Origin of the sequence: Sagittula marina, assembly GCF_014196795.1 — a bacterium.
GTDB lineage: Bacteria > Pseudomonadota > Alphaproteobacteria > Rhodobacterales > Rhodobacteraceae > Sagittula > Sagittula marina.
Window position 1 is genome coordinate 168,071 of record NZ_JACIEJ010000007.1, and the last position, 23,499, is coordinate 191,569.

22 protein-coding genes and 2 pseudogenes are annotated in these 23,499 nt (G+C 60.1%); 17 read left to right on the plus strand and 7 right to left on the minus strand.

What is annotated here, in order from left to right:
* Window positions 1-76: 76 nt before the first annotated feature.
* Window positions 77-760, plus strand: a complete 684-nt coding sequence (locus GGQ68_RS14730) for a hypothetical protein (RefSeq protein WP_183967289.1) — start codon at window positions 77-79, stop codon at window positions 758-760.
* 182 nt (window positions 761-942) lie between these two features.
* Entirely contained in the window at window positions 943-1,527 is a 585-nt protein-coding gene (locus tag GGQ68_RS14735) for an HNH endonuclease (protein WP_183967291.1), read from the plus strand.
* A 17-nt stretch (window positions 1,528-1,544) separates the two neighbouring features.
* Here the strand turns inward: GGQ68_RS14735 and GGQ68_RS14740 are convergent.
* Window positions 1,545-2,055, minus strand: a pseudogene (locus GGQ68_RS14740) (transposase); the annotation flags it as partial.
* Window positions 2,056-2,209: 154 nt separating this feature from the next.
* Between GGQ68_RS14740 and GGQ68_RS14745 the strand changes: the two are divergent.
* The 4 genes from GGQ68_RS14745 (at window position 2,210) to GGQ68_RS14760 (ending at window position 8,226) form a co-directional block, all read left to right on the plus strand.
* The gene (locus GGQ68_RS14745) at window positions 2,210-2,836 is read left to right on the plus strand and encodes an SOUL family heme-binding protein (RefSeq protein WP_183967293.1); all 627 of its coding nucleotides are present in this window, start codon (window positions 2,210-2,212) and stop codon (window positions 2,834-2,836) included.
* Window positions 2,837-3,200: 364 nt separating this feature from the next.
* The gene (locus GGQ68_RS14750; protein ID WP_183967295.1) at window positions 3,201-4,004 is read left to right on the plus strand and encodes an aldo/keto reductase; all 804 of its coding nucleotides are present in this window, start codon (window positions 3,201-3,203) and stop codon (window positions 4,002-4,004) included.
* A 1,755-nt stretch (window positions 4,005-5,759) separates the two neighbouring features.
* Window positions 5,760-6,704 (plus strand): helix-turn-helix domain-containing protein, encoded by a 945-nt coding sequence (locus GGQ68_RS14755; RefSeq protein WP_183967297.1) that lies wholly within the window; start codon window positions 5,760-5,762, stop codon window positions 6,702-6,704.
* Between the two features lie 103 nt (window positions 6,705-6,807).
* Window positions 6,808-8,226 (plus strand): aldehyde dehydrogenase family protein, encoded by a 1,419-nt coding sequence (locus GGQ68_RS14760; RefSeq protein WP_246429378.1) that lies wholly within the window; start codon window positions 6,808-6,810, stop codon window positions 8,224-8,226.
* A 405-nt stretch (window positions 8,227-8,631) separates the two neighbouring features.
* Here the strand turns inward: GGQ68_RS14760 and GGQ68_RS14765 are convergent, their stop codons facing one another.
* Both GGQ68_RS14765 and GGQ68_RS14770 read right to left on the minus strand, forming a co-directional pair.
* Window positions 8,632-10,290 (minus strand): GMC family oxidoreductase, encoded by a 1,659-nt coding sequence (locus GGQ68_RS14765; RefSeq protein ID WP_221235603.1) that lies wholly within the window; start codon window positions 10,288-10,290, stop codon window positions 8,632-8,634.
* A 66-nt stretch (window positions 10,291-10,356) separates the two neighbouring features.
* Window positions 10,357-10,557, minus strand: a complete 201-nt coding sequence (locus tag GGQ68_RS14770; protein ID WP_183967301.1) for a hypothetical protein — start codon at window positions 10,555-10,557, stop codon at window positions 10,357-10,359.
* Window positions 10,558-11,131: 574 nt separating this feature from the next.
* On the opposite strand from GGQ68_RS14770, the gene GGQ68_RS14775 reads away from it, so the two are divergent.
* The 5 genes from GGQ68_RS14775 (at window position 11,132) to GGQ68_RS24605 (ending at window position 14,636) form a co-directional block, all read left to right on the plus strand.
* A complete protein-coding gene (locus GGQ68_RS14775; RefSeq protein ID WP_183967303.1) occupies window positions 11,132-12,250 on the plus strand; it encodes an HPP family protein in 1,119 nt (372 codons plus the stop codon).
* Between the two features lie 103 nt (window positions 12,251-12,353).
* A complete protein-coding gene (locus GGQ68_RS14780) occupies window positions 12,354-12,782 on the plus strand; it encodes a PACE efflux transporter (RefSeq protein WP_183967305.1) in 429 nt (142 codons plus the stop codon).
* A gap of 315 nt (window positions 12,783-13,097) precedes the next feature.
* Window positions 13,098-13,754, plus strand: coding sequence for a DUF998 domain-containing protein (locus GGQ68_RS14785; protein ID WP_183967307.1), 657 nt, complete (start codon window positions 13,098-13,100; stop codon window positions 13,752-13,754).
* Window positions 13,754-14,272, plus strand: coding sequence for a DUF421 domain-containing protein (locus GGQ68_RS14790; RefSeq protein WP_183967309.1), 519 nt, complete (start codon window positions 13,754-13,756; stop codon window positions 14,270-14,272). The genes GGQ68_RS14785 and GGQ68_RS14790 overlap by 1 nt, the downstream gene beginning before the upstream one ends.
* Before the next feature lie 241 nt (window positions 14,273-14,513).
* Window positions 14,514-14,636, plus strand: a complete 123-nt coding sequence (locus GGQ68_RS24605) for a hypothetical protein (RefSeq protein ID WP_281374840.1) — start codon at window positions 14,514-14,516, stop codon at window positions 14,634-14,636.
* Here GGQ68_RS24605 and GGQ68_RS24870 read toward each other — a convergent pair.
* Window positions 14,617-14,825, minus strand: a pseudogene (locus tag GGQ68_RS24870) (transposase); the annotation flags it as partial. The gene GGQ68_RS24605 and the pseudogene GGQ68_RS24870 sit on opposite strands and share 20 nt — an antisense overlap.
* A 260-nt stretch (window positions 14,826-15,085) precedes the next feature.
* Here GGQ68_RS24870 and GGQ68_RS14800 point away from each other — a divergent pair.
* From GGQ68_RS14800 to GGQ68_RS14825, 6 genes are all read left to right on the plus strand, one after another.
* Window positions 15,086-15,838, plus strand: coding sequence for an IclR family transcriptional regulator (locus GGQ68_RS14800; protein WP_183967310.1), 753 nt, complete (start codon window positions 15,086-15,088; stop codon window positions 15,836-15,838).
* Between the two features lie 38 nt (window positions 15,839-15,876).
* Window positions 15,877-16,845: a Bug family tripartite tricarboxylate transporter substrate binding protein gene (locus GGQ68_RS14805; RefSeq protein ID WP_183967311.1), complete on the plus strand. Its 969-nt coding sequence runs from the start codon at window positions 15,877-15,879 to the stop codon at window positions 16,843-16,845.
* A gap of 83 nt (window positions 16,846-16,928) precedes the next feature.
* Window positions 16,929-17,372, plus strand: coding sequence for a tripartite tricarboxylate transporter TctB family protein (locus GGQ68_RS14810; RefSeq protein ID WP_183967312.1), 444 nt, complete (start codon window positions 16,929-16,931; stop codon window positions 17,370-17,372).
* Window positions 17,373-17,387: 15 nt separating this feature from the next.
* Window positions 17,388-18,902: a tripartite tricarboxylate transporter permease gene (locus GGQ68_RS14815; RefSeq protein WP_183967313.1), complete on the plus strand. Its 1,515-nt coding sequence runs from the start codon at window positions 17,388-17,390 to the stop codon at window positions 18,900-18,902.
* 85 nt (window positions 18,903-18,987) lie between these two features.
* On the plus strand, window positions 18,988-20,238 hold the full coding sequence (locus GGQ68_RS14820; RefSeq protein ID WP_183967315.1) for a CaiB/BaiF CoA transferase family protein: 1,251 nt from the start codon (window positions 18,988-18,990) through the stop codon (window positions 20,236-20,238).
* The gene (locus GGQ68_RS14825) at window positions 20,235-21,071 is read left to right on the plus strand and encodes an HpcH/HpaI aldolase/citrate lyase family protein (RefSeq protein ID WP_183967317.1); all 837 of its coding nucleotides are present in this window, start codon (window positions 20,235-20,237) and stop codon (window positions 21,069-21,071) included. The genes GGQ68_RS14820 and GGQ68_RS14825 overlap by 4 nt, the downstream gene beginning before the upstream one ends.
* A 569-nt stretch (window positions 21,072-21,640) precedes the next feature.
* Here the strand turns inward: GGQ68_RS14825 and GGQ68_RS14830 are convergent.
* From GGQ68_RS14830 to GGQ68_RS14835, 3 genes are all read right to left on the minus strand, one after another.
* A complete protein-coding gene (locus tag GGQ68_RS14830) occupies window positions 21,641-22,138 on the minus strand; it encodes a hypothetical protein (protein ID WP_183967319.1) in 498 nt (165 codons plus the stop codon).
* 69 nt (window positions 22,139-22,207) lie between these two features.
* Window positions 22,208-22,309: a hypothetical protein gene (locus GGQ68_RS24875; RefSeq protein ID WP_425502981.1), complete on the minus strand. Its 102-nt coding sequence runs from the start codon at window positions 22,307-22,309 to the stop codon at window positions 22,208-22,210.
* A 180-nt stretch (window positions 22,310-22,489) separates the two neighbouring features.
* The gene (locus tag GGQ68_RS14835) at window positions 22,490-23,494 is read right to left on the minus strand and encodes a transketolase family protein (RefSeq protein ID WP_183967321.1); all 1,005 of its coding nucleotides are present in this window, start codon (window positions 23,492-23,494) and stop codon (window positions 22,490-22,492) included.
* Window positions 23,495-23,499: the final 5 nt, after the last annotated feature.

Sequence of the window (23,499 nt, forward strand, 5' to 3'; positions counted from 1 at the left end):
CGCTTGTCAGCAGCCCCGCAGCCCCTCAACCTGTGCCCGAACCACTGGCCGCAGAGCCGGGCAATGGAGGCAAAGCATGCGACATATTCTTTCGGCCGCTTTGATGACGGGGCTGCTTGCGGCGGGGACCGCACAGGCCGGGGCTTGTGACTACAAACCCTCCCGTCTGGCCGCATCTGCCAAGGACAAGGCCGCTCCGGTGGTCGGAGGGGTCGGGACCGTCGCAAAGACCGGTGCGAAGACCATAGGTCACTACGCGTTGATGCACCCAGAGAAGAGTATTTCGCTGGTTTCATCTGTAGCAGGCTCTGGCGCGGCCTCCAGCGCAGCGGCCGGTGCGAGCGGCCTTGGCGCCACTGCCATTGCGGTGATCACAGCACCGGTGACGTTGATCGTGGGGGCGATCACTTTTGGCGCGGCGGGCAGTTATGAGGGGCTGTGCTATTTCAAAGTGGATCGTGTCACGGAACCAGACGCCGTGCGTTCCATCGTAGAGGACATCGCCTCCAATGATCCGCTGGTCTGGACGCGCAACACCAATTCCGGCCCGGTGATGGTGCTGGGCAGCCCCGAAGGCGAAACCGTCTATCCGATCAAAAACCTCTACGTCGCGGATGGCGTGATGAAGGTGCGCGGCTGGGGCATTAATGACAGCCTTGGCCCGGTGGCCTATGTTGCGCTCGAAGAGGATGCCGCTACCCCAAAAGCTATCGACACAGAGCCAGAAGCGGTGGTCACACCAGAGGCCGCCAGCGAGTGAACCGCCGTGCACAGCCTGTCACATGCGCATTACATAGGCGCTCTACACCTCTGCATAGCCACTTCATCTTGTGGGGCTTGCCGGAAGCCAAATGCGAGATATAGTGACTGATATAGCTGGGGCGGGCCGTCTCGCTCTGGTGCTTGAATGATAAGCAGTCGGAGCAAGGGACGAGTCCAGTCATGGATGGCAATTTCAGAACCAATTTTGTGCGGGAGCCGGGGGCGCTACGACATCACCCCGCTCTGGTGTTGAATGCGGACTACCGGCCGCTTTCTTATTACCCCCTCAGTCTATGGACGTGGCAGGAGGCGGTGAAGGCCAAGTTTCTCGACCGCGTCGACATCGTCGCAGAGTACGACGAAGTGGTCCGGAGCCCAAGTATGGAGATCCGAATACCCAGTGTCGTGGTCCTCAAAGATTTCGTAAAACCTCAAAAGCGCGTGGCCTTCACGCGCTTTAATTTATTTTTGAGGGACGAATTCCTTTGCCAATACTGTGGCACCAAGACAGAGCTGACCTTTGACCACGTGATCCCACGCGCGCGGGGCGGCATCACCAGTTGGGAAAACGTCGTGGCGGCTTGTGCACCGTGCAACCTGCGCAAGGGGTCGCGCAGCCTGCGCCAATCCGGCCTGAGCCTGCGCAAGGTTCCCCGCCAGCCCACAGCAGGGGAGCTGCTGAATATGGGCCGCCGTTTTCCTCCAAACCACTTGCACGATAGCTGGATGGACTTTCTGTATTGGGATGCCGAACTGGACGCGTAGCTATTCGCTCTGGCGGACGTTGACACATGGCGCGCCCATAGGCGGATGGACGTGATGCCGATGAGGCCGGGGAATATCGCGGCGACTTCCTAGCGTGGGGCGACACGAAGGGCGTTCTTGACCTGTTGCAGCAGCGCTCGACCAGATTTTCGAAGGCGATAGAGTGCGCTCACGCGTAGCTTGCGAGATTTCCGCATCGCTATCTGGATCAGCACGTTACGCATGTCCATGAAGCGGGGAATTCGGTTCGCGTCATCGCCCCGGTTTGCAAAAGGGACGCTCGCTTCGACCAGGTTTTCGGCCGTGACCAGATCCGCGCCCGTGTCCTACGCCGGAACTGCAAGTAAACCTTCGACCATTTGCGGAACCTCCCGGGTAGGGAGCGCCACGGGGTACCCGTCCGCGGGAGCCACACATAACATCAGGAACAAGGCGGTGATTGGAAGGTCTGGGCTCGTTCGGGGCGCGGATTTCCAGGCTGAACTGCTGAAAGAACGTCCGTTCCTCCTCCAACGCAAGGTTCGGCAAACCCGGTCTTTATCCTAGATACAAGCTTGTCTCATGCCTAATCGAAACTGTGAATCCTTTTTGTCGACAGGGCCTGGGTGCGTTCAACCCGAGCAGTACATATATCTGGCTGAGGCTGGTGAAATGCGAGCCATTGGATGAGTAGGACACAGGGATGTTTTCACGCGCGACCCGAGCGATCACTGGCATCGCCAGTTCGCTGTCCGTCACGGCCTGTTCAGTTTTTGGCAGTGCGGCGGCACCGGAACCTGACTACATCGTGATCCTGTCCGAGCCGCCGTTCGAGGTGCGGGATTACGGCGAACTGGTCGTTGCTAAAACCGCGATGGCCGACGGCTCGCGCGCGGCGTTCAGCCGTCTGTTCAACTACATCTCGGGTGCCAACACCGGAGGCAGTGACATAGCGATGACCGCCCCGGTTCTAAACACTGACAACTCGGACGGATCGAAAATCGCCATGACCGCACCGGTCCTGCAGAGCGGCGAGGGTGGGCGCGAGATGCTTTTTGTGCTGCCCGATAACATGACACTGGAGGCCGCCCCCGCACCGACTGATTCCGCCGTCACCCTGGACACCATAGGGCCGCGCCGGGTGGCGGTCGTGCAATATTCCGGGTTTATGGCTCGGAACGCTACAGCTGAGGAAACGCGTCTGCGCGACTGGATGGCGCGCAAAAACCTGACCGCTCAGGGCTCGGCGGACGTCGCGGGCTACAATCCGCCGTGGACGCTGCCGCCGTTGCGCCGCAACGAGGTTCTGATCCCGATCGACGCGAAATAGCACCGCAGGAACATTCATGTTCCTATCTTCTTCCGATTAACCTGTGGAATAGATCCCCAAATTTTATCGGGGCAGTGGCAGGATATCTCGACACGCTGAACGGCAACCACTGCGTCGCCGTTGAATTAGGCGTCGGTGATGAGACCTTTCCGCCGCCTCTGGTGATGCAGGGGCCGGGTCGGGCAAGACCAACTCGCTGGCGCATCGTGTCGCATACCTGCGGATCAACGTTGCCGCAACGAAGCCTGAGATGTGAAAATGACCGAACTGAGACGAGGCGCCACGCGTTGACACCCAAACATATCTGAAAGGGACCGCCATGCATATCGACACCGTGTTATTGAAGAACACTGATAAGGTAAGTATGCCCAAGATCGGAATCGGAACCTGGCACATGGGTGAGACCCCAAAGTCCGCCGAGAGCGAGATTGCCGCCCTGCGCCACGCTCGCGACCTCGGCTTCGCGCATTTCGACACCGCCGAGATGTATGGCGAGGGCGGCGCCGAGGGCATCTTGGGCCAAGCTTTTTCTGAGCGGGACCGGGACGGGCTGTTCCTGACCTCCAAGGTGTATCCGTGGAACGCAGCGAAAAACGGCATGGTCACCGCCTGCGAACAGTCGCTGAAGCGATTGCAAACCGATTACATTGATCTTTACTTGCTGCACTGGCCCGGATCGGTGCCGTTCGAGGAGACATTGGATGGCGCGCGTATCCTGCTGGATCAAGGCAAGATCCGCGCCTTCGGGATCAGCAATTTCGACACTGAAGGGGTGCGGCAGATCATCGATGCGGGGCAGGGCGACCTCGTCAGCCTCAATCAGGTGATGCACAATATGCCCCATCGCGGCGTGGAACTGGATCTTTTCCCATTCATGGCAGAGCATGACATTACGGCCGTGGCCTACTCCCCGTTGGAAATCGGCCCGACCAAGGCGATCCCCGGCATTGCCGATCTCGCCCGTGACGAAAACCTCACCGTGGCGCAGCTTATCCTTGCCTGGCATATGACCCGCGGTCTGGCGGTGCCCATCCCCAAGTCCAGCCGGATCGAGCATCTCGACGATCTGGCCGCTGCTGTCCAGGTGCAACTTTCCCCGTCAACGCTCGATCGGATCGACGAACTGGCCCCGCGTCCGCCGCAGCCTGTGCCGCTGGAGATCCGCTGACCGGGGCGGCGTGCCTAGTGTACCAAGGGTGAAGTGGACTGGGCTTTTCAGCTGCGTCCGGGGCGAACCCTTTGTTAATCGCCGTCTTGCCAGACTCTCATTTGAACGGAACATCTCCCACTTGAAGCGGACGCGATCTTCGCGCGGCCTTAAGCGGATCGTTTCTGACGCGCGAAAGCCCTCGCTCACGGGGTGAGCTTCAGATCGCCCTGAAGTCTCAGCTGCAAGGGAAATAAATTTTCAAAAAGACCGCTTGGGAAAACTCGGTCCCAAAGCCCCCATGAGATTAGTCGGCTATGGCACAATGTGCTTGCCAGAAAATCGAGAGTTTTTTTCGACATGTCGTCATGAGCTCAATGATATGCAGGCATCGCTATGCATTCCATTTGGGTTCCACCGCCCGAAGCTGGGAACGGTCCAGAAACTCAAAAGCTGCTGCACCATGGATCCAGAGTGGAAGCAGACATTTGCCCAATGTTTCGCTTCTCGTTGTCGGTGGAGATTGGTCGATACCGACGCGTCACATTGATAACTTCATCTACGCCGATGACCCCGGCGTTGATACGGACGTTACCCTTAAATATCGCAGTGACGACAAAGGAATTGACGTAAACGAAGTCTGGCCAATTGCTGAGCCTCCACCGCGTGCTGTCGGTTGGCCTGATGTCTCCCGCAGCTTATAAGGTTCCAGAGCACGCTTCACCGGTGCGGATCATCCGTCGCAGCCTCGCGCAAGCCGAGTTTCGCTACGTCATGAGGCTTCCCGCTCAATCATGGTGTCCGCTCTTTTTTCTGACCGGAAAACCGCAGGCCCCGTGGAAGTGAACTCTGCATCGCAAGCAATTTGACTGGTGCTGCTGTGACGCACCGGGAGCACAAAACAATCCGCGAAGGTGGTCGCGGCAAGGCTTTGCGTGTGACCTTTCACTTGGCCGAATTTGGTCCTGTATACTGTCTCAAAAGCCGTGCGGATGCGGCTCGATACCGGCGTGCACATGAATGGATGATCTTTCGTTATCAATGAGTTGATCCGGCAAAGATCGCTTCTCTTTTCCTGCCAAAGGCCTGCAACCTCTGGTGCGCGTCATTTCGCCAGTGTCGCCCAATCCAGTCGAGCGTCTTGGCCCGCTGCGCCGCGGCGAACGGAAAAACGGCTGCGACCCGTCCTTGTTAGGCGCAGTGCGTAGGCACGAGTGGCAGCCGGCTGGCGCAAAGCGTCCAACTGCCTGGTGCTGGCAAAGTTCTCAGGCCGTGGAAGCCTTTAATCAGCGCCCGTGTGGCATCCTTGCCAAGGCAATGTGCTTGGATATTTGCGCCCTCCAGCTGAGACCGCGAAGTTTGTCGCTGTCACAAGACAACAGTTGTTTATGCAGTTTCCGGTGAAGCCAAGGCGAGATCAGGTCGGGACGGCGGATCTGGACATGCCCGACACGTCGAGTTCGCGCAGGCGCAAGGTGCTTAAAGCGGGGCAGGGCAGGCGACGGCACTGCTGGCAACCGCAGGCCTCACCCGTCCGGTTCTCTGACGCTAAATTTGTCCGACTGCAGAGCAAACAACCCGTCGCGTACATCTTCACACCAACGGTTTGCACATGATCCGGTTGTCACGATGATCGTCGAAAATCAATCCCTTACGAGGGCGCAGCAATGATTGCCGAGGACATCGACTTGGTCGAAATCTATGGCTATGGTTCCCCACGTTGGGAGGCTGTCCGATTTTTTCAGTCGCTAGATCGGGCGGAACCGGGGAGGACAAATGACGCAGGAACTTAGCCATATCACGACCGATGAAATTCCGATCGAAGTTCTGCGCCAGGACATAAATGAGATTTGCGGCGCTTTCGAGATAGAGCCCGCTCACCGCGAAGGCCCATCGCATGGATTGGCCCGGAGCCAAAGAATGGGTGGTTTCGACGCGGCGCTCGTGTCGCTCGATGCGCAGCATGTAAACCGGACGCGAACTTGTATCCGTCGCGATCCAGCGGAATACCTGTACATGCTGGTGCAGGATGTCGGCGAATGCGTCGTGCATCAGAACGGGGCCGCAACCTTGCTGCGGCCGGGCGACATGTTTCTCGTGGATGCAACCCGACCTTCCCAATTTATCTATGACGGAAAACTGTCGCATCAGATTTCTGTGCACCTGCCCCGAGACGAGATGATCGGGCGATTTGGCAGCATCTGCGAAGGCGGAGTTGCGGTCGATCGCACCGATCCCCTTTGGGTCGCGCTCAGGGCCGTGCTATGCAAAATGACGCAGTGCCCGCCCGGCGCAGGGACGCAATTGAGCGAAGCTTTCTATGGGCTTCTGGGTGCCTATCTTCACCAGCGTCACACCCAGTTGCCTGACGCGCGCGGGCAAATCGTCGAACAGGCGTTGCACTTGATGGCACGACATTTTCGCGATCCTGACTTCGGCCCGAGCAAGCTGGCGTCGGAATTGCGCGTCTCTCTGCGCAGTCTGCAACGCTATTTCGAACCTTTGGGTGAAACCCCCGGCCAACGTCTGTTGCACCTGAGGTTGGCGCGGGCACATTCGGAACTGTCCGGCGGGCGCTGCAGGGATGGTGCAGTCGCTGACTGTGCCTACCGGTGCGGGTTCAACGATCTGTCGCATTTCTACCGTGCCTTCCGACAGCGGTATGGAACAACGCCGGGCGCTGTTGCTGCCTTGTCCGGCAATGCTGGCGTGATTGGCTAACAGATCTGTCGTCTTCGCCCAAGATCAGCTTTCGTCGGGACCATAGCCTTCGTGTCGAGGATATGTTCCGGCCTTCTGCCGGAATGCGATGACGGAGGACATCATGAAGGACACGATCGAGACCATTGGACTGATCGCAAACGGAGAGCGGGTTGAGACGATCAGCCGCTTCGAGGTTCGAAATCCGGGCACTGGCAACGTCGCAGGCTATGCGCCTGATGCGGGCCAGGACGAGCTGGACCGCGCCGTCTCTGCGGCCAAGGCAGCATTCCCGGCTTGGGCGGCCACGTCGGATGAAGAGCGCGCCGCGGCTTGCAACGCTGTTGCCGATCATATCGAGGCCCACGCCGAAGAGCTTGCCCAGCTGATCACCCTTGAACAGGGCAAACCCCTGGGCGGTCTGGGGTCGCGTTGGGAAATTGGCGGTGCCGTCGCCTGGGCGCGGTATACAGCCGCGTTGTGCCTGCCGATGAAGGTTCTTCAGGACACGAACGAAGGCAAAGTCGAGATGTACCGCAAGCCGCTGGGCGTCGTGGGGTCGATCACGCCGTGGAATTTTCCCGTGATGATCGCCGTCTGGCACATCCTGCCCGCATTGCGCAGCGGAAACACCGTGGTCAGCAAACCGTCTCCGATGACGCCACTTGCATCGCTGCGGCTGGTGGAACTGATGAACGAGCTCCTGCCTGCTGGTCTGGTCAACTCGGTCAGCGCGGCAGACGGGGCCTTCAACATGGGCGCTGCGATGTCCTCTCACGAAGACATCGCCAAGATCGTATTCACCGGGTCCTGCGGCACCGGCCAGAAGGTCATGCAATCGGGCGCCGAGACCATGAAGCGCCTGACGCTGGAGATGGGCGGCAACGACGCAGGCATCGTTCTGCCCGACGCTGACCCGCAGGCCATTGCCGAAGGCCTGTTCTGGGGCGCCTTCATCAACAATGGCCAGACATGCGCCGCGATGAAGCGTCTCTATGTGCATGACGACATTCACGACGCTGTCTGCGAGGCGCTGGTCGCCTATGCCAGCAACATCAAGGTCGGTGAGGGCACGCTTGAAGACAGTGTACTCGGCCCGGTTCAGAACAAGGCGCAGTTCGACAAGGTGGCACGTCTGGTGGCAGCCGCCAAGGAGACAGGGCAGGTGCTTTTGGGCGGCGAGCCCGGCGAAGGGTTGTTCTACCCTCCGACCATCATAGCCGGCCTCGGCGCAGACGACGCGCTTGTATATGAGGAGCAGTTCGGCCCCGCGCTGCCCGTGATCCGCTATACCGACGTCGAAGACGCCTTGGCGCAGGCCAACGCGCTGGACGTAGGTCTCGGCGGTTCTGTGTGGTCATCCGACAAGGACGAGGCCAAGGCCGTGGCGCAGCGGATGGAATGCGGCACAGTCTGGATCAACGGCCATGGCGGTATTCAGCCCAATGCGCCCTTTGGTGGCGTCAAGAAGTCCGGGTTCGGCGTCGAATTTGGCGAGGAAGGCCTGAAGGAATACACCGACATTCAAGTCATCTTTTCCTGATCCGCACAGTACACATCAACCAATGGCGCCCGCCTCGGCGGGCGCTTTCACCGGTAGGTAAAACGTTGTGATCATCATTCGTCGGGGGCTGCGGCCCTTGCCTTGTTTGAGGGGGCCGCGTTCGAGCAGCCGCTGGACGGGTTCTCCGGTCAGGAATACCAGAAGATCACCGAAATTCTCCGCGCCAGAGACTGGTCGATGATGAACCGCGTTGTTCACTGATCAAGCTAACTGTTCTGCCCGCCGTGAAATTTCTCATCGCAAGATGTAGGCTGCGCCAACTCTGAAATAGTACGCTCTTTCAGCCACGTGCCGGGAGACTTAGACGGATTGCTTCGAGTTACGCATGAGAAGGCCCGCCCCTGGAAGGGAAGGGCGGGCCAGATAGCGCGTTGCAGAAAGGTATCAGCGATGCGCATCCTTGATCATGTCCGCTGCCTTTTCCGCGACCATGATGACCGGAGCATTCGTATTGCCGGCCATCACGCGTGGGAAGATCGACGCATCTACCACCCGCAGTCCCTGAAGCCCGCGTACGCGCAGCTCGGGGTCGACCACCGCAGTTTCGCCGGTGCCCATGGCGCAGGTGCCGTTTTGGTGGTGATAGGACAGCACCGCAGTGCGGGCATAGGCGGCGAGATCCTCGTCGCTTTGCACATGTTCGCCCGGGTAGATTTCACGGCCCTTCCATTCAGCCAGCGCCGGTTGCTGCGCGATCTCGCGCATCTGGCGCATGTTCTTCACGAGTATGTCGACGTCATGGCTGTCCGACAACACCTTGGGGTCGATATGCAGCGGATCGTCAATCGACGGACCCGTCAGCCGGATCTCGCCGGTCGAGGCCGGCTGCACCCCCGATGCGTTCAGGGTGAAGGCATTGCCGGTCGGCTGCTCCATCTCGGGCGTGTAGTAGGGCACATGGAAGAAGAGGGGCTGCATGTCCGGCCCGGGCAGGGACGGGTCCGAGCGCATGAACAGATGCGCATGCAGTACGGTGATCGCCATGTCCGACGGCGCCGGGATCTCCTGCGCGCCTTCGTAGATCACCGGACAAAGCGTGTGGTCATTGAGGTTCTGACCGACGCCAGGCAGGTCATGACGGACCTCGATTCCGACCTCTTCGAGATGCGCGCGTGGACCGATGCCGGACATCATCAGGATGCGCGGGCTCTCGATCGCACCGCCACAGACGATGACCTCGCGCGTGGCCGAGACTTGCCGCTCCGCACCGTCTTGCAAGTAGCGCACGCCGGTGGCGCGGTCGCCGTCCAGCGTCACATCCAGCACGCGGGCGTTGGTGATCAGCGTCAGGTTCTCGCGCTCCAGCGCCGGGCGCAGGAAAGCCGCCGCGGTCGAGGCACGCTGCCCGTCCTTGGTGTTCAGATCGACGTATGCCACGCCATCCTGCTGTGCCCCGTTGGTGTCCTCGTTCAGCGGGTGCCCGGCTTCGACGGCCGCGTCGACGATGGCGCGCGTGATGGGGTGCGGCTCGAAATCGGCGGTGACATGCAGCGGGCCGCCGACACCATGGTACTCATCTTCCCCGCGCGAAAAATCCTCGGACTTGCGGAAATACGGCAGGACGGATGTGTAATCCCAACCTTCACAGCCGAAATCGCTGGCCCATGCATCGTAGTCCGAAGCATTCCCGCGCACGTAGATCATGCCGTTCAACGACGACGAGCCGCCCAGCGTCTTGCCCCGCGGCCAGTAGAGCTGACGATTTGCGGCGTTTTCCTGCGGCACGGTCTGGTAGCCCCAGTCGAAATCGGTCCCCCAAAGCTCGATCAGGCGCATCGGGGTCGAAATCATTGCATCCGCATCCGGTCCGCCAGCTTCCAGCAACAGCACCCGCGCGCCGTCCTCGGTCAGTCGGTTGGCCAGCACGCAGCCGGCGCTACCTGCGCCGATGATGACGTAGTCATGGTCCGTCTCCTGAGCGTCAGCCGGGTTCACCGATGCCCCCCACAGTCCGCCGCCCAGGCTGAGAACGCCGGAAGCGACGGCTGTACGCCCCAGAAAGCTGCGGCGGTTTAACTTTTGCGTCTTAGGGTCTTTCATCATGGGGTCCTCCCGTTGATTTAAAGCGGTCGGGCGCACCTCCTCGCACGCCCGTTTCCGTGAATGACGTCAGGAAAATACCGGTTGGATACGGGTATTTTCCATCATTCCGCCTTCGTCGATGCACCGTCCAGCGTCGACGTCTTGTGCCCATGAAAGGGCGCGTCGCGTTCCAGCGCCAGAAAGGGGCCGCTGCCGGGGATTCTGCGCGGGAATGATATCGGCGGTGACTGTTTGGTCACCTTCGAAGGTCAGGGACTTGTCGCGCATGTCGTGCTCCCGCTGTGCATCATAAGAAGGTCTTGGGAAACGGTAGTCGTGCGTCGCGACGGCGTCTTCGCATCCTGCGCCAGCATCATTCGCGTATCGCGCCAGTCGGCAGGGCGACCTTCTCGGGTCGGGTTGCACGACCGCCCTTCCGTAATACACTCAGCCACCCGGATGTGTGTACTTTCGGGCCAATAACGCCCAATGGCGATGCTGACCATTTGCTGGTGGTGAGCCATCGCTCGAAGTGCCGTGATCTAGCCGCTCCGTTACCAGGCGTTCTCTCCCGTCGGGCGCGCGCTCCTCGGGGAAGCAGGACAGGCCATCGCGGGTCATCTGTCTACGCATTCGCGTGCTAACCTCCCGGCCGGACGAATATTCGCCGGATGCCTCCCTCGCGATCAAGCAGTCGGATTTGATCCATTTCGGCACCTTCGCGAAATGCTGACCTTGGCTGTCGAGCGACTCCGGGAACATTTCCTTTTCTCATAGAACGAACGTTCACTTCCTCCCGCCGGTTGAGGCATACACCCGAATGCCCGGTTGGTTTTCGGGCGCTTTTGGGAGGGTCGCTGACATGCGGGCGTGGCAACATCTCTATCCGGCTCTCCCGGCGTTCCATGGCCGCGAGCAACTGCGGGCTGGTATCGGCGCGCTGATCGGGATCACCTTGTGCGCCGTCGTGGTAAGCCTCGCAGCCAGCCTCGGAGCGTCGTCGCTATCTCTTGTGGCCCCTCTCGGGGCGACGGCAGTGCTGGTCTTCTGCGTTCCGAACGCGCCTCTTGCCCAGCCGTGGTCAGCGATCGTCGGAAATGGAATTTCGGCGCTCGTCGCGCTTGTGGTCATCCAGATTGTTCCTGCCCCGTGGTCGGCCGGCGTTGCGGTCGGCGCAGCGATCACCGCGATGATGTTCGTTCGGGCTTTGCATCCGCCGGGAGGCGCTGTTGCACTGCTGACCGCGCTCGATCCGGCCGCGGCACTGAACACGGGACCGCTGTTTGCGGTGATGCCGGTCGGGCTGCTTACTGCCGTGCTTGTTCTCACAGCCATAGCCTACAACAGGGCCACCGGACGGGTGTATCCGTTTAGACAGCCCGAAACGGAGGCTGCAAGCGAGCCTGAGACTGAGACGCGGCTCGGGTTGTCGACCGAACAGCTCGGGGCATTGCTTGATCGGTTCAACCAGTCGGCAAATGTCGGCATCGCCGATCTGGGTCGTCTGCTCGCAGCTGCCGAAGCCGAAGCGGCGCAGCACCGGTTCGACGGCACCACCTGCGCCGACGTCATGACCACGGACCTTATCACGGTGCGGCCCGACACGCCGCTTGCGGAGGCAGCACGGCTCTTTGGTCACCATGCGATCAAGTGCCTCCCCGTCGTGGACCCCGACATGACATTGCAGGGGCTCGTGCTCCAGGCAGATATCCTCGGCGCCGTGCAGCTGAAGGGGCGTCATTCAGCGCTGCGCCTGCGCTCACCCGGTCGCACCGTGTCGGAGGTGATGCGTCCAGCTGGTCGAGCAGTGTCTCACGATCTGCCCGTCGGGGCGCTGCTCAATCGGCTGGCGGTGCAGGGGAGCGAGGTCGTTCCGGTCACACAAGATGGCCGCCTCCTCGGCATTCTCACCCGCTCCGACATCATTGGATTGCTACTTCATGGGGCAGGCGATCAACCGGCAGTGCCGGCGTCTGCTTGAATAGCCGGTGCGCCAATCTTATACTGGAGGCAGGCGAGGACGACCCCGCCCGGCCAAATGGTCAACACGCGGGACGGCCCGAATAACATTCGGAGCCTTTTTCATGCGCAACACCGCAGACCGTATCCGTCAGGCCGTGAGCTTTGAGCTCCTCGGTATCATGATTGTCACGCCCCTCTTTGCCTGGATTTTTGATCATTCAATGGGTGACATGGGCGTTCTGGTCGTGCTCGGGGCCACGGCAGCGACCGTCTGGAACTATCTCTTCAATCTGGGCTTCGATCACCTTCTCCATTGGCGCCGAGGCGACACCCGAAAGACTGTTCCTCTCCAGGTCGTTCATGCAGTGTTGTTCGAGGTGACGTTGCTCGTTCTTTTGCTGCCGGTTTTCGCCTGGTGGTTGAGCCTTTCTCTGGCGACCGTGGTGGTGATGGAGCTTTCGTTCGCGGCATTCTACATGATCTATGCCTTCGTCTTCACCTGGGGATACGATACCCTGTTCCCGCCGCGTCAGCCCGACTGCGAGGCTTGAAAAGGGACACGGAAAACGATGGAGGGCGCTCCTTGCGTTGTCCTCTGTTCGTCGACGGGTACACAGGTCGGTTCCGAACGGGGCGCGATGTGAGACGATCCACGTACGTCATGCGCACCCGATCTGTCGCCGCGCACGCATAGCAATAAACGCGCGATAAACGGGGGGCCGCCCTGATCGACGGTCTGAACAGCATTTTCGCGCTCGGACCAAGTTCGACGTATGCCGCTCAAATCTCCGTTCGCGATGCGGACCGTTTCAAACGTCGGGCCTTGGGCTATGTGATGAGTATAACAAGCTCAGATGGGAACCCGAATGTCTCCGACCGCCGAAACTGATCATCAGTTGTCCGCCAAAGTTGCGGAGCAACCGTTCCTTCTGCTTGGCCTCAGTCTTCTTGCAGTCTTTGGCTGTGTAGCGCTCGCAGGCTCTATTTTGGTCGCGGATTTCGTGGTTCCCGACCATGATTGGATCGCTGATACCATAAGCGACCTCGGGGCGGGACGGTACGAGTTCATCGTCGATATCGGGCTTTACACCTTTTCCGCCGCATTGATCGGCTTGGCCGTATCCGCCGCCCATGTCCATCTCGGCAGGTGGGACTGGAGTGTGGGCATCATCGCGCTCGTTGTCTTTGGGTTGTTGGTTTTCCTTATCGGGGCCCGTAACGAGTACGGCGACAACGACAGTGAAGGCTGGGTAATTCACGTCTACCTGGTCTATGGCGTCGGGGTCGCAATGACCGTTGCGTGTTTCGCGCTGGCGCGCGGCGCAGCTCGGGCCAGTCCACGCTACCGGACGATCCTGAACGGCACCGGCATTGTCTGGGTTGTCTCGGCTCCTGTATTCTTTTTTCTGCCCACGGACATCGACGGCCTATACGAGCGATATTTGGGCGCGTTGTCTTGCGTCCTAATCGTGTCGCTCGCACATCTGTTTTACCAGCGCTCCAAGCTGCGGGACGTGAATTGATGTTCACGGATATTACGGCACTCGACGTCCTTTTGCGCGGCACTCTGCTGGCCTTTATCGGCCTGTCATGGGTGGTGATTTGCGTCCGCGTGATCGGTCTGCGAGCCTTCTCGAAAATGACATCGTTCGATTTCGTGACCACCATCGCCATTGGTTCGCTTCTGGCGGGATGTGTGCAAGCCACCAGTTGGAGCACAATGCTTCAAGCTATGATCGCCATCACGGCTCTGCTCGGTATCCAATACACCTTGTCTCGAAATCGCGCCAACCATGACGATTTCGAAGCCCTCATTGACAACACACCCACCCTATTGATGCGCGATGGTGAATTTCTGGAAAGCGCACTCAGACGCACCCGAACGTCGCGCGGTGACATCATCGCCAAGCTTCGCGCCGCAAATGTGCTGCAGCTTGGCGACGTTCGCGCCGTCGTGCTCGAGGTCACGGGCGACATTTCCGTGCTCCACGGAGAGACCCTTGAGAGTGTTCTTCTGGAGGGCGTCGAGACGGGCGCTTAGCATTCACTGGCAGAACCTCAACGTCTTGTTTCTCCGTCAAACCGAAAGCCGGCATTCGCTTTTTGACCAAACGGACACATCCGCCTCGCACGTCTGTCCTTACTGCCAGACGATGTCGCCCGATGACGCGATTGACTGCTACGGAGAAGGCCTTCGATGCAGGCTTTGGCGTTTCGGTGGCCATCTCGCGATAACAGCCCGCGTTGATAAACCTCAGAAGGGCGGTCGCCGCGGAGGGGTCATGAACCGACGAATGAACTCGGGCGTGGGCAGTTGCGTCGCCTTTTTGGCGATCCTCGGGCTTTATCCGGTCATTCGCCCAGCGGAAGGCCACGGTGTTGGCATCGGCGCAATCGCAACATAACCCGCACATCCAGAAAAAACCTTGGTTTGCAGGGAGCCCACCGTGTGCCATCCTGTGACAGGCCACCTTCGGACGCGATCGTGTGGATGTGGGGATGGTGGGGCAGTGCCGATCCCCAAGTGAGTCAGAGACACAGGGCGTGACGATCCGTGCCCTCATGCGCTTGGGATCGGCGGCGATATTCATCACTCTCCATAAGCCCTTGGCCACAATAACAGCCGTAGCGGCGAGCGTAGCTCATTCTGGTCGTCAATCGGCGTCCGCTTCCTCCGCTGCGCTACAGTTTCCGAAACGTGGCGCAGCTGATGCATCCCACCCTTTCCCTTCCTGATCGGGATGACCGACTTCACCTCGATTGGCGAGGTCCCTTGACTGACTAAAAAGGCTGGGCTACAAAATTCTACATATTGAACGCGTTCAAAATAGTGAACGGTACTTGGGAGGGGCCGATGAGCTCGGGACGAGGATCTGAACGGGTGTTGATGCTGCTGGAATGGTTTTCGAGCCAGACCCGGTCAATTACGCTGGCGGAGGCCAGTGCCGCACTCAAGGCGCCGAAATCGAGCGTGCTCAACCTGCTCAGGATGTTGGTCGACATGAATTACGTCGAACGAGATGGTGACAGCGCCTATCGCCTCGTTCGTCTCCCGGGCGAGGTGTCCGCAGGTGGTGGGGCGCATGGCACGTTGGTGCGGCGCTGTGAACCTGCAGTCCACGCAGCAGTGACGGCGTCCAAGGAAAGTGGGTTCATCGCAGTCGTTGATGGCGCCTACGTCCGCTACCTCTGCAAAATCCTGCCTGACAGGGAGATCCGCTACGACCGCAATATCGAGATACCACGCCGCGCCATACAGGTAAGCAGTGGCATCGCGATTATGACCGGTTTGAGTGATGCGGCCTTGGCCGACGAAGCGGCCAAGGCCGAAGCCGAGGGGCTTGGCGATGCCGCGGCTCTGATAGCGCGTGTCGAAGAGGCGCGCTCGGTTGGCTACTCGGTCACCCGCCGTGGCATCGTCGAAGGTGCCGCCGGTGTGGCCGCCCCATTGCGGGATGCCAGTGGCGATGTCGTCGGTGCCCTGAACATCGCGGGTCCAGCCGCCCGGCTGGCCGAAAACCTCGATGATATCATTGCCATCGTACGTGCAGGCGCGGCGGAAGCCTCCGCCGCTCTCGGATGGCGTGGTGAAGACCCCCGTGCCTGAAGGGCGCGCAGAAGAAACTCAGTAAGGAGGAGATTGAGATGATGACCTTTAGAACCGTGACCAGAGCCGCCAGCATTGCCGCCGTCGGTCTGTCACTGCTGGGAACGTCCGCGTTGGCGCAAGCGTTTCCGGATCGCCCATTGGAATTTGTGGCAGGCTATGGACCAGGCGGCGGCCATGACACGATGCTGCGCACCATGGCGCGCCTGATGTCTCAAGAAGACATCACCGACGTACCGATCAACGTGGTGAACAAGGAAGGCGGCAGCTCGGCTGTGGCCATGGGCTATCTGAATGCCCGCGAAGGCAATCCCTATTACCTGATGTCGATCACGTCATCGCACATCGCAACTCCGCTGACGTCGAATATCGGCCTCGACTATTCGAGCTTTACGCCGATCGCGCGTATCGGCATCGATCCGGAGCTTCTGGTGGTAAACACCTCCAAGGGGTACGAGACACTCGAAGATTTGAAGGCCGAGGACCGTATGCTGAACGTGGGCGGCACGGCTGCCGGCAGCATCGAGCACATCGTGACGATGCAGCTGGCTGAGAAGACAGGAATGGAGCTGAACTTCATTCCTTTCCAGGGGGACGGTGAGGTGGTGACCGCGCTACTGTCCAACCAGATCGATTTCGCAATCGCCAATCCTGGCCCGGTGGGTGACTATCTTTCGAACGACACGTTCAAGGCACTCGCGATCAGCACCGAAGAACGGATCGATAATCTGCCCGATGTGCCGACGTTCGCCGAACAAGGCGTGGACATCACGATCTCACTCTTCCGCGGCTTGACCGCCGCGCCGGACATCTCGGACGAAGACCGCGACGCGTTGATCGCGATGGTCACAGAGCTCTTCGAGACTGAAGCCTGGCAGAAAGAGTATATCGAGCCCAACGCAGTGGTGCCGCTGGTGGTGACAGGACAAGATTTCGCCGACTACCTCGGCGAGACCGAGGCCGTTTACCGCGAGACGTTGACCGATCTTGGGATGATCGGAAACTAAAAAAACTGGCCGCGGGCTGCTTCATGCTGGCAGCCCGCTTTCCCCACCCACTACCTTCCCTCATTTTTCAGTCGGAGGCTGCCATGCGGACTTCAGAACTATTTCTTATTGCCGCAACGGCCGTCTTTGCGGTGGTCTTGGGTTTGCAGAGTACCGACTTCCAGTACTTCTCAAGACAAGGTTTCGGCCCGGGCTTCGTTCCAACCAACTTCGCGATACTCACACTTCTTCTGGCGGCCTACCTTGTGGTCAAGGCGCGGTTGAAATCGGGCGGGCCGTTCCTGCCCGAGGGTCTCGCGGAGCGGTTCAAAGCCGTTCTTCCGGCATTGTCTGCTGCGGTACTCCTATTCGGCGCGACCGCGCTCATGGGCTTTGGCTCCATTCTGGCCCCCTTGTACGTGGTGATGGTCATCATCTCGCTTGCGTTTCTCGGCCACGGTCTGGCGCGGGCGCTCGTCTTCAATGCCGTCACGCTTGTGGCGATCTACGGGATCTTCAGCCTGTGGCTGAACATCCCCGTCATCTGATCGGAGGCCCCCGAAATGGACGCTTTAAACAATCTCATGATGGGGTTCGGAGACATCCTGACGCCATTCAACATCGCGGTTATCTTTGCTGCCGGTCTGATCGGTACGGTGGTCGGCGCACTGCCCGGATTAGGCCCTTCTGCTGGCATCGCGCTGATGCTGCCGCTGACGTTCGGCATGCCCGAAGCGTCCGGCCTGTGTCTGTTGACCGGAGTCTACATGGGCACGATGTACGGCGGGCGCATCACCTCGATCCTGATCAACGCGCCGGGCGACGCACCAGCGATCATCACCGCGCTGGAAGGCTATCCGATGATGCAACAGGGCAGAGGGGCGATGGCGCTCGGCATCTCTGCCTTTTCCTCGTTCATTGGCGGCCTCTTCGGCTTGCTGGTCCTGATTTTCGCCGCCCCGGTCATCGCCTCCTATGCGATCTACCTTGGTCCACCGGAGTACTTTCTTCTGATGGCAACAGGGCTTGCAACCGTGATGCTGCTGGCAGGAGACCAGATCGCCAAGGCTTTCTTCGTGACCTGTCTAGGCGTGCTGGTCAGCACATTCGGAAGCGACTATGTCTCGGGTCAGATCCGGTTCGCCTTCGTGCCGGAGTTGATCGAAGGGATCGACTTCGTCGCGATTATTATCGGCCTCTACGGTTTAGGGGAGGTGTTCTACAATCTTGAGAAACGAGTGAAGCTGAACCTGGGCAAGCCCGGCTTTCGGATGAAGGAATTCATCCCCGGCAAGGCCGAGTTGAGCCAGGCTGCGGCGCCGACCTTGCGCGGATCAATCCTCGGGACCTTGATCGGAATCGTTCCCGGCGCTGGCGCCACGGTAGCGACCTTTCTCGACTACGCGATGGAAAAGCGGCTGTCGAAGAAGCCGGAAACATTCGGCACCGGCAACATTGCGGGCCTCGCCGGTCCGGAGGCCACCAATAACGCGGCTGTGCCCGGATCGCTGATCCCGCTGATCACGCTGGGCATCCCGGGATCGGGCGGTACGGCGATCATGTTGGGGGCGCTGATCATGTTCGGTCTGCGGCCCGGGCCTCTCCTGATGACAACGTCGGGAGATATCGTCTGGGCAATGATCGCGGGCCTTGTGCTGGCGAACGCGTTCCTGCTGGCGTCGAACGTGCTGCTCATCCCGGTTTTCGTCAACCTGCTGCGCGCGGTGCAGGGCAATCTTGCGAATGTGGTTATCGCGCTTTGTGTCGTGGGGGCGTTCTCGCTTGCCTACAGCCCTTTCAACATCTGGATCATGCTGATCTTTGGCCTGCTGGGCTACCTGATGAAGAAGAACGATTACCCGACCGGTCCATTCATCTTGGCAGTTGTCTTGGCACCGCTCGCCGAGAACTATTTCCGGCAGTCCGTGATGTTGGGGCAGGGCAGCGCGCGCATCTTCCTCGATAGGCCCATCTCACTGACGATCCTTATCCTGATGGCGCTGATCATTGCGCTCTCCATCTTCGGACAAGTGCGCGCCAAGCGTCGCGCCCTCCGAGCCGGAGCGGACGGAGAATGATACGGCGGACTGCACCGTCCAAGTTTCCCTCGCACAAGTGCGGGGGAGGGGCCCAATCAATATTCAATAGACGGAAAGCTAAACAATGAGCGAACATAACTGGCACACCCGGGACTTCGACGCCGATGCGACAGGTCCCATGACCGGGGTTCGCGTTCTGGACCTGTCCCGGCTCGTCGCTGGCAATATGTGCTCCCTTCAGCTGGCCGACTTTGGGGCCGATGTTGTCAAGGTTGAGCCGCAACCCGTGGGCGACCCGCTGCGCGCTTGGAAGCAGCAAGGGCAGAGCACCTTCTGGAAAACCTATGGGCGCAACAAACGCTCGATCGCGCTTGACTTTCGCGCTGATGGCGGGCTCGAGGTGCTCGAACGGCTGATGGCGCAGGCCGACGTGATGATCGAAAGCTTCCGCCCCGGCACGATGGAAAAGATGGGCCTCGGTCCCGATGTTTTAGAGAAGCGGTTCCCGCAGCTCATTCTGCTTCGTGTTTCGGGCTTTGGACAAACCGGTCCCTATTCGCCGCGTCCCGGTTTCGGCACTCTGGTTGAAGGCATGTCTGGCTTCGCGCACCGCAACGGCGAGGAGGGCGGAGACCCCTTGCTGCCACCGCTGGCACTTGCCGACATGATTGCCGGGCTTTACGGGTCCAACGCCATCATGATGGCGTTGCGATCGCGGGAACAGACAGGCCGCGGGCAGGTCGTTGACCTTTCATTGCTTGAGGCCATGGTATCCGTCCTTGGGCCTGAACCGCTCGACTATCGGCTGACCGGCGCGCCGAAACCGCGGGTCGGAAACGGATCCAACACGTCGAGCCCGCGAAATGTGTATCACAGCAAGGATGGGCACTATATCGCGGTCTCGGCATCGGTCCAGAATGCTGCGACACGAATGTTCAACACCATCGGTCGCCCGGACATGAACACCGATCCGCGTTTCTCGACCAACGAGGAGCGCATCAAGCGCCGCGAAGAAGTAGACGAGATCGTTGGCAGCTGGATGGCAAAACACACCCGCGACGAACTGCTCGAGATTTTTGAGCGTGACGGCATAACGGCGGCACCGCTGTACTCCATCGCCGATATCGCCGAGGACCGGCATTTTATCGACCGGGAAATTTTCGTCGAAGTGCCGGACGCCGAGCTGGATAGCGTTCCGATGCACAGCCCTCTGCCGCGCATGTCAGCGACACCGGGCACGTTGCGGTGTCCGGCGCCTTCGCTTGGTGAACACGGTCGCTCGATCCTCGCCGAAGCGGGGTACGAAGCGGAAGAGATTGATGACATGGTCGCCGCTGGCCTCATCGCTGTCCCTGACGAGGAGGTGACACAATGATATTGAGGTCGCTGCTCTACGTTCCTGCCAGTGCCGAACGGTTCGTCTCCAAAGCGCATGAGCGCGGCGCCGATGCGGTTATCCTTGATCTGGAAGATTCCGTTGAGGAAGGATCGAAGGACGCGGCGCGCGCGGCACTTGCTGTCGCTGTGCCACATGTCGCGCAGAACGGAGCGAAAGCCTACGTCCGGGTAAATGTCGGCCCGAGGATGGGGGATGATGCCCGCGCGGCCGTTGCCGCCGGTGCTCAGGGACTCGTGTTGCCCAAGGCGGATTCAGTTGCTGCCGTAAATGCGCTTTTGGCGGAGCTGGGCGATGCAGACGACGGAACCATCGACATCCTGGCGATCATCGAGGACGCCGTCGGTCTGCTCGAGGCGCGGCAGGTGGCGGCGCATCCACGTGTCCTTGCTGTCTCCCTCGGGGCGGAGGATTTCGCCACCTCGACCGGGGCGGAACCGGTCCCGGAGGTTTTGAAGCTGCCTAAGCTGATGGTCCATTATGCCGCAAAAGCGGAAGGCAAGCTTTCGCTCGGCATGCTGCGCTCGATTGCTGACTTCGACGATGGCGACGGTCTGGTGGCCGCCGCGAAAGAAGCTGCGCGCTTCGGCTTTGATGGATCAAGCTGTATCCACCCTAAAGTGGTCCCGGTACTGAACGAGGCGTTCTCTCCCTCTGAAGCCGCGGTTGCGCGCGCCCGCCAAATAGTCGCCGCCGCCGAGGATGCCGCGGCCACCGGCACCGGAGCATTCTTGTTGGACGGCGAATTCATCGACCTTCCGGTGCTGAACCGTGCGAAGGCAGTTTTGGCCAAGGTTGGCGAGGCCGCATAAAAGCACTCGGCCCCTAGGATGGTGGTTTGCCACCGCCAGTGGCGCGCCTGTGTCCTCTGGTCCTGAGTAACGCTTGATGACCATTTCGCGCTGCGGGTCGCCTACTTGGCGTCCCCGCGCGTCATCCGGCTTGGACCAATGGCCAATCGTTGGCGGCAAGCCATCGCTCAAGCCGAAACATGCTCGGGCGATCAGGGGGCGGCTTGAACTGGCCGAGAACAATGGCGCTCTTGCTCTCTTCAACCGGGCACCCGACAGCAAATTGCTTGGCTTCGATCCGGTCAGGATCTAAGCCCCTTACTGCGAAAAAAAAGGCGCTTTCTGGTGTGGATATCAGACCAATCATAGCCCACAGATTGGCCCGCGCTTCTCTCCTTTTGATGTGTCGCCGTTGCAGTTCACGCTGACAGCAGCCACAAACCTTAGACAAAGCAAGATGTGTGTGACAGCCGGCACGAAAGCAGAAGTGACTTCAGAACAAGCCGACACCTCTGGGAGGGCTTCTCGAACACACGAGACTAAGTTCTGCACATCAGCTTACGGACTGTTTTCCCTTACCCCAAGCGGATTTATCCCACGTCTTTTGTGACAGGGCTGTCATCCGCATTGAAGCGGTGCAGGATCGCGATGCGCACATGACCGCCCGCGACGTGGCGGTTGAAACCCTGTGCAATCAGGCTTTGGCAGAGTAGTTTCGCGCAGTGCATCCACTGTCCGGCCGCGCGTTTCCATGGGAAATGTTCCGAAAGGTTTTGTCTCGCCGCGACTCCAGCGGCGATATGCGCTTCAGGTCCACCGGAGTGCCCGAGCCAGAGATATTGATGCGCGGAGTGCGTCGTTTCTGGCGATGGCACAGGCATTGATTGGCTGGGCATTTCGGCGTGGCATAGACGCGTGCCATACACACCATCGGCAGTCACGCCGCCAATCCCATGATCGCGCGGGATCCTGTTGAGCAGATGAGGCAACGTCGATGCATCCCCGGTATAGCTTCCAGTGATCTCGACGGCTCTTTTTCCAGTGTTCGCGCCTCGCATCCCATCTGGGCCTTGCGCCAGGTGAGCCATGTCGCGCCATTGGTCTGAGTGACATCTACCCGTTTGCGGTCGCCATGATTTCGGGCGGTCCAATCGCCTTTATCGTGCCTCGACCCCGGTGCTGTCGACAGGCAGATGCAGCGGGCCTTTAGAGCCGCGCCACGAGATGGTGACCGCAGGGGTCCTCTGTCGCCGGCACATGGTGCCAAGTCAGGCCCGGCACAGTTCATCCCCGTCATCCGCAAGAGATCATCCACAAACCCAGTAGCAGGGACACGAGCGCTAACCCGGCCCGCTGTTTCGGTGGAGCATGACCAGCTATCACCACCATTTCTGTGGATCGGTGGTGATAGCTGTAGCGTTCTGCCAACCGGGTGGATGCTAGAGCGCTTCGGCTTTGACCAGTGAGTGAACCTCGTCGACACGGGCGGCGTCGAGGTCACTTTCGGTGATGCCGAATTCCTGCCCCATCAAATCTTCGACTCCTCGGACCAGCGCCAGTGCATCCAGACCGTAATAGCGCATCAGATAGGGCCGTGACCCGCCGTGGGCGTAGGTGTCCCGCAAGCCAAGCCGGATCAGGCGCTTGCCGACGCCGGCATCCGCCATCGTCTCGGCAACGAGGCTGCCGACACCGCCTTCGGTGACGTGGTTTTCCAGCGTGATCACGCCGTGCTTCACGCTGCCGATCTGATCCAGAAGCGCTTTGGAATCGAATGGCTTGATCGTATGCAGGTGCAGGTGGCGGATCGACAGGCCCGCTTTCTTCAGGGCGGCGCGGGCGCGCATGGCTTCCTCGGTGCAGATGCCGGTGGTGACGACGAGGATGTCGTCACCCGTGCTGAGTTCGCGCATCTCACCGACCTTGATCGGTGTATCGAACAGGCGCGGCACGGATCCGCGCAGCACCCGGCACCAAACCGGCCCGTCGATGCTGTCGGCGGCTTCGCAGATCGATTCCACTTCGGTCGCGTCGCCGGTTTCCAGAATCGTCATGTTCGGGATCGACCGCATGACCGAAATATCCTCGATCGACTGGTGCGTCATGCCGCCGGGCGTCGTGACGCCGGGCAGAAAGCCCATCATGCGCACCTTGCGGCGCGGATAGGCAATCGAGGCCATCAGCTGATCGTAGGGACGCCGGTACATGAACACACCAAAAGTGTGGATGAAGGGGCGATAGCCCGCCAGACCAAGACCGCCGGCAAAGCTCATCATGTTCTGTTCCGCCATGCCCATTGACAGGAACTGATCGGGATGGCGATCGCGGAAGCCGTCGATCTCGCAGGACGAGGTCAGGTCCGCCGAAAGGCACAGGATGTCGGGATTGCCGGCTGCGAATTTCTCGAAGGCCGACGCGTAGGGGCGTGAAACCATTTCTACCATGTGTC

What these genes read in the sequence shown, in the direction of transcription:
- GGQ68_RS14730 (WP_183967289.1), top strand. Translation starts at nt 77, where the DNA reads ATGCGACATATTCTTTCGGCCGCTTTGATGACGGGGCTGCTTGCGGCG.
- GGQ68_RS14735 (WP_183967291.1), top strand. Translation starts at nt 943, where the DNA reads ATGGATGGCAATTTCAGAACCAATTTTGTGCGGGAGCCGGGGGCGCTA.
- GGQ68_RS14745 (WP_183967293.1), top strand. Translation starts at nt 2,210, where the DNA reads ATGTTTTCACGCGCGACCCGAGCGATCACTGGCATCGCCAGTTCGCTG.
- GGQ68_RS14750 (WP_183967295.1), top strand. Translation starts at nt 3,201, where the DNA reads ATGCCCAAGATCGGAATCGGAACCTGGCACATGGGTGAGACCCCAAAG.
- GGQ68_RS14755 (WP_183967297.1), top strand. Translation starts at nt 5,760, where the DNA reads ATGACGCAGGAACTTAGCCATATCACGACCGATGAAATTCCGATCGAA.
- GGQ68_RS14760 (WP_246429378.1), top strand. Translation starts at nt 6,808, where the DNA reads ATGAAGGACACGATCGAGACCATTGGACTGATCGCAAACGGAGAGCGG.
- GGQ68_RS14765 (WP_221235603.1), bottom strand. Translation starts at nt 10,290, where the DNA reads ATGATGAAAGACCCTAAGACGCAAAAGTTAAACCGCCGCAGCTTTCTG.
- GGQ68_RS14770 (WP_183967301.1), bottom strand. Translation starts at nt 10,557, where the DNA reads ATGCGCGACAAGTCCCTGACCTTCGAAGGTGACCAAACAGTCACCGCC.
- GGQ68_RS14775 (WP_183967303.1), top strand. Translation starts at nt 11,132, where the DNA reads ATGCGGGCGTGGCAACATCTCTATCCGGCTCTCCCGGCGTTCCATGGC.
- GGQ68_RS14780 (WP_183967305.1), top strand. Translation starts at nt 12,354, where the DNA reads ATGCGCAACACCGCAGACCGTATCCGTCAGGCCGTGAGCTTTGAGCTC.
- GGQ68_RS14785 (WP_183967307.1), top strand. Translation starts at nt 13,098, where the DNA reads ATGTCTCCGACCGCCGAAACTGATCATCAGTTGTCCGCCAAAGTTGCG.
- GGQ68_RS14790 (WP_183967309.1), top strand. Translation starts at nt 13,754, where the DNA reads ATGTTCACGGATATTACGGCACTCGACGTCCTTTTGCGCGGCACTCTG.
- GGQ68_RS24605 (WP_281374840.1), top strand. Translation starts at nt 14,514, where the DNA reads ATGAACCGACGAATGAACTCGGGCGTGGGCAGTTGCGTCGCCTTTTTG.
- GGQ68_RS14800 (WP_183967310.1), top strand. Translation starts at nt 15,086, where the DNA reads ATGAGCTCGGGACGAGGATCTGAACGGGTGTTGATGCTGCTGGAATGG.
- GGQ68_RS14805 (WP_183967311.1), top strand. Translation starts at nt 15,877, where the DNA reads ATGATGACCTTTAGAACCGTGACCAGAGCCGCCAGCATTGCCGCCGTC.
- GGQ68_RS14810 (WP_183967312.1), top strand. Translation starts at nt 16,929, where the DNA reads ATGCGGACTTCAGAACTATTTCTTATTGCCGCAACGGCCGTCTTTGCG.
- GGQ68_RS14815 (WP_183967313.1), top strand. Translation starts at nt 17,388, where the DNA reads ATGGACGCTTTAAACAATCTCATGATGGGGTTCGGAGACATCCTGACG.
- GGQ68_RS14820 (WP_183967315.1), top strand. Translation starts at nt 18,988, where the DNA reads ATGAGCGAACATAACTGGCACACCCGGGACTTCGACGCCGATGCGACA.
- GGQ68_RS14825 (WP_183967317.1), top strand. Translation starts at nt 20,235, where the DNA reads ATGATATTGAGGTCGCTGCTCTACGTTCCTGCCAGTGCCGAACGGTTC.
- GGQ68_RS14830 (WP_183967319.1), bottom strand. Translation starts at nt 22,138, where the DNA reads ATGGCTCACCTGGCGCAAGGCCCAGATGGGATGCGAGGCGCGAACACT.
- GGQ68_RS24875 (WP_425502981.1), bottom strand. Translation starts at nt 22,309, where the DNA reads ATGTGCCGGCGACAGAGGACCCCTGCGGTCACCATCTCGTGGCGCGGC.
- GGQ68_RS14835 (WP_183967321.1), bottom strand. Translation starts at nt 23,494, where the DNA reads ATGGTAGAAATGGTTTCACGCCCCTACGCGTCGGCCTTCGAGAAATTC.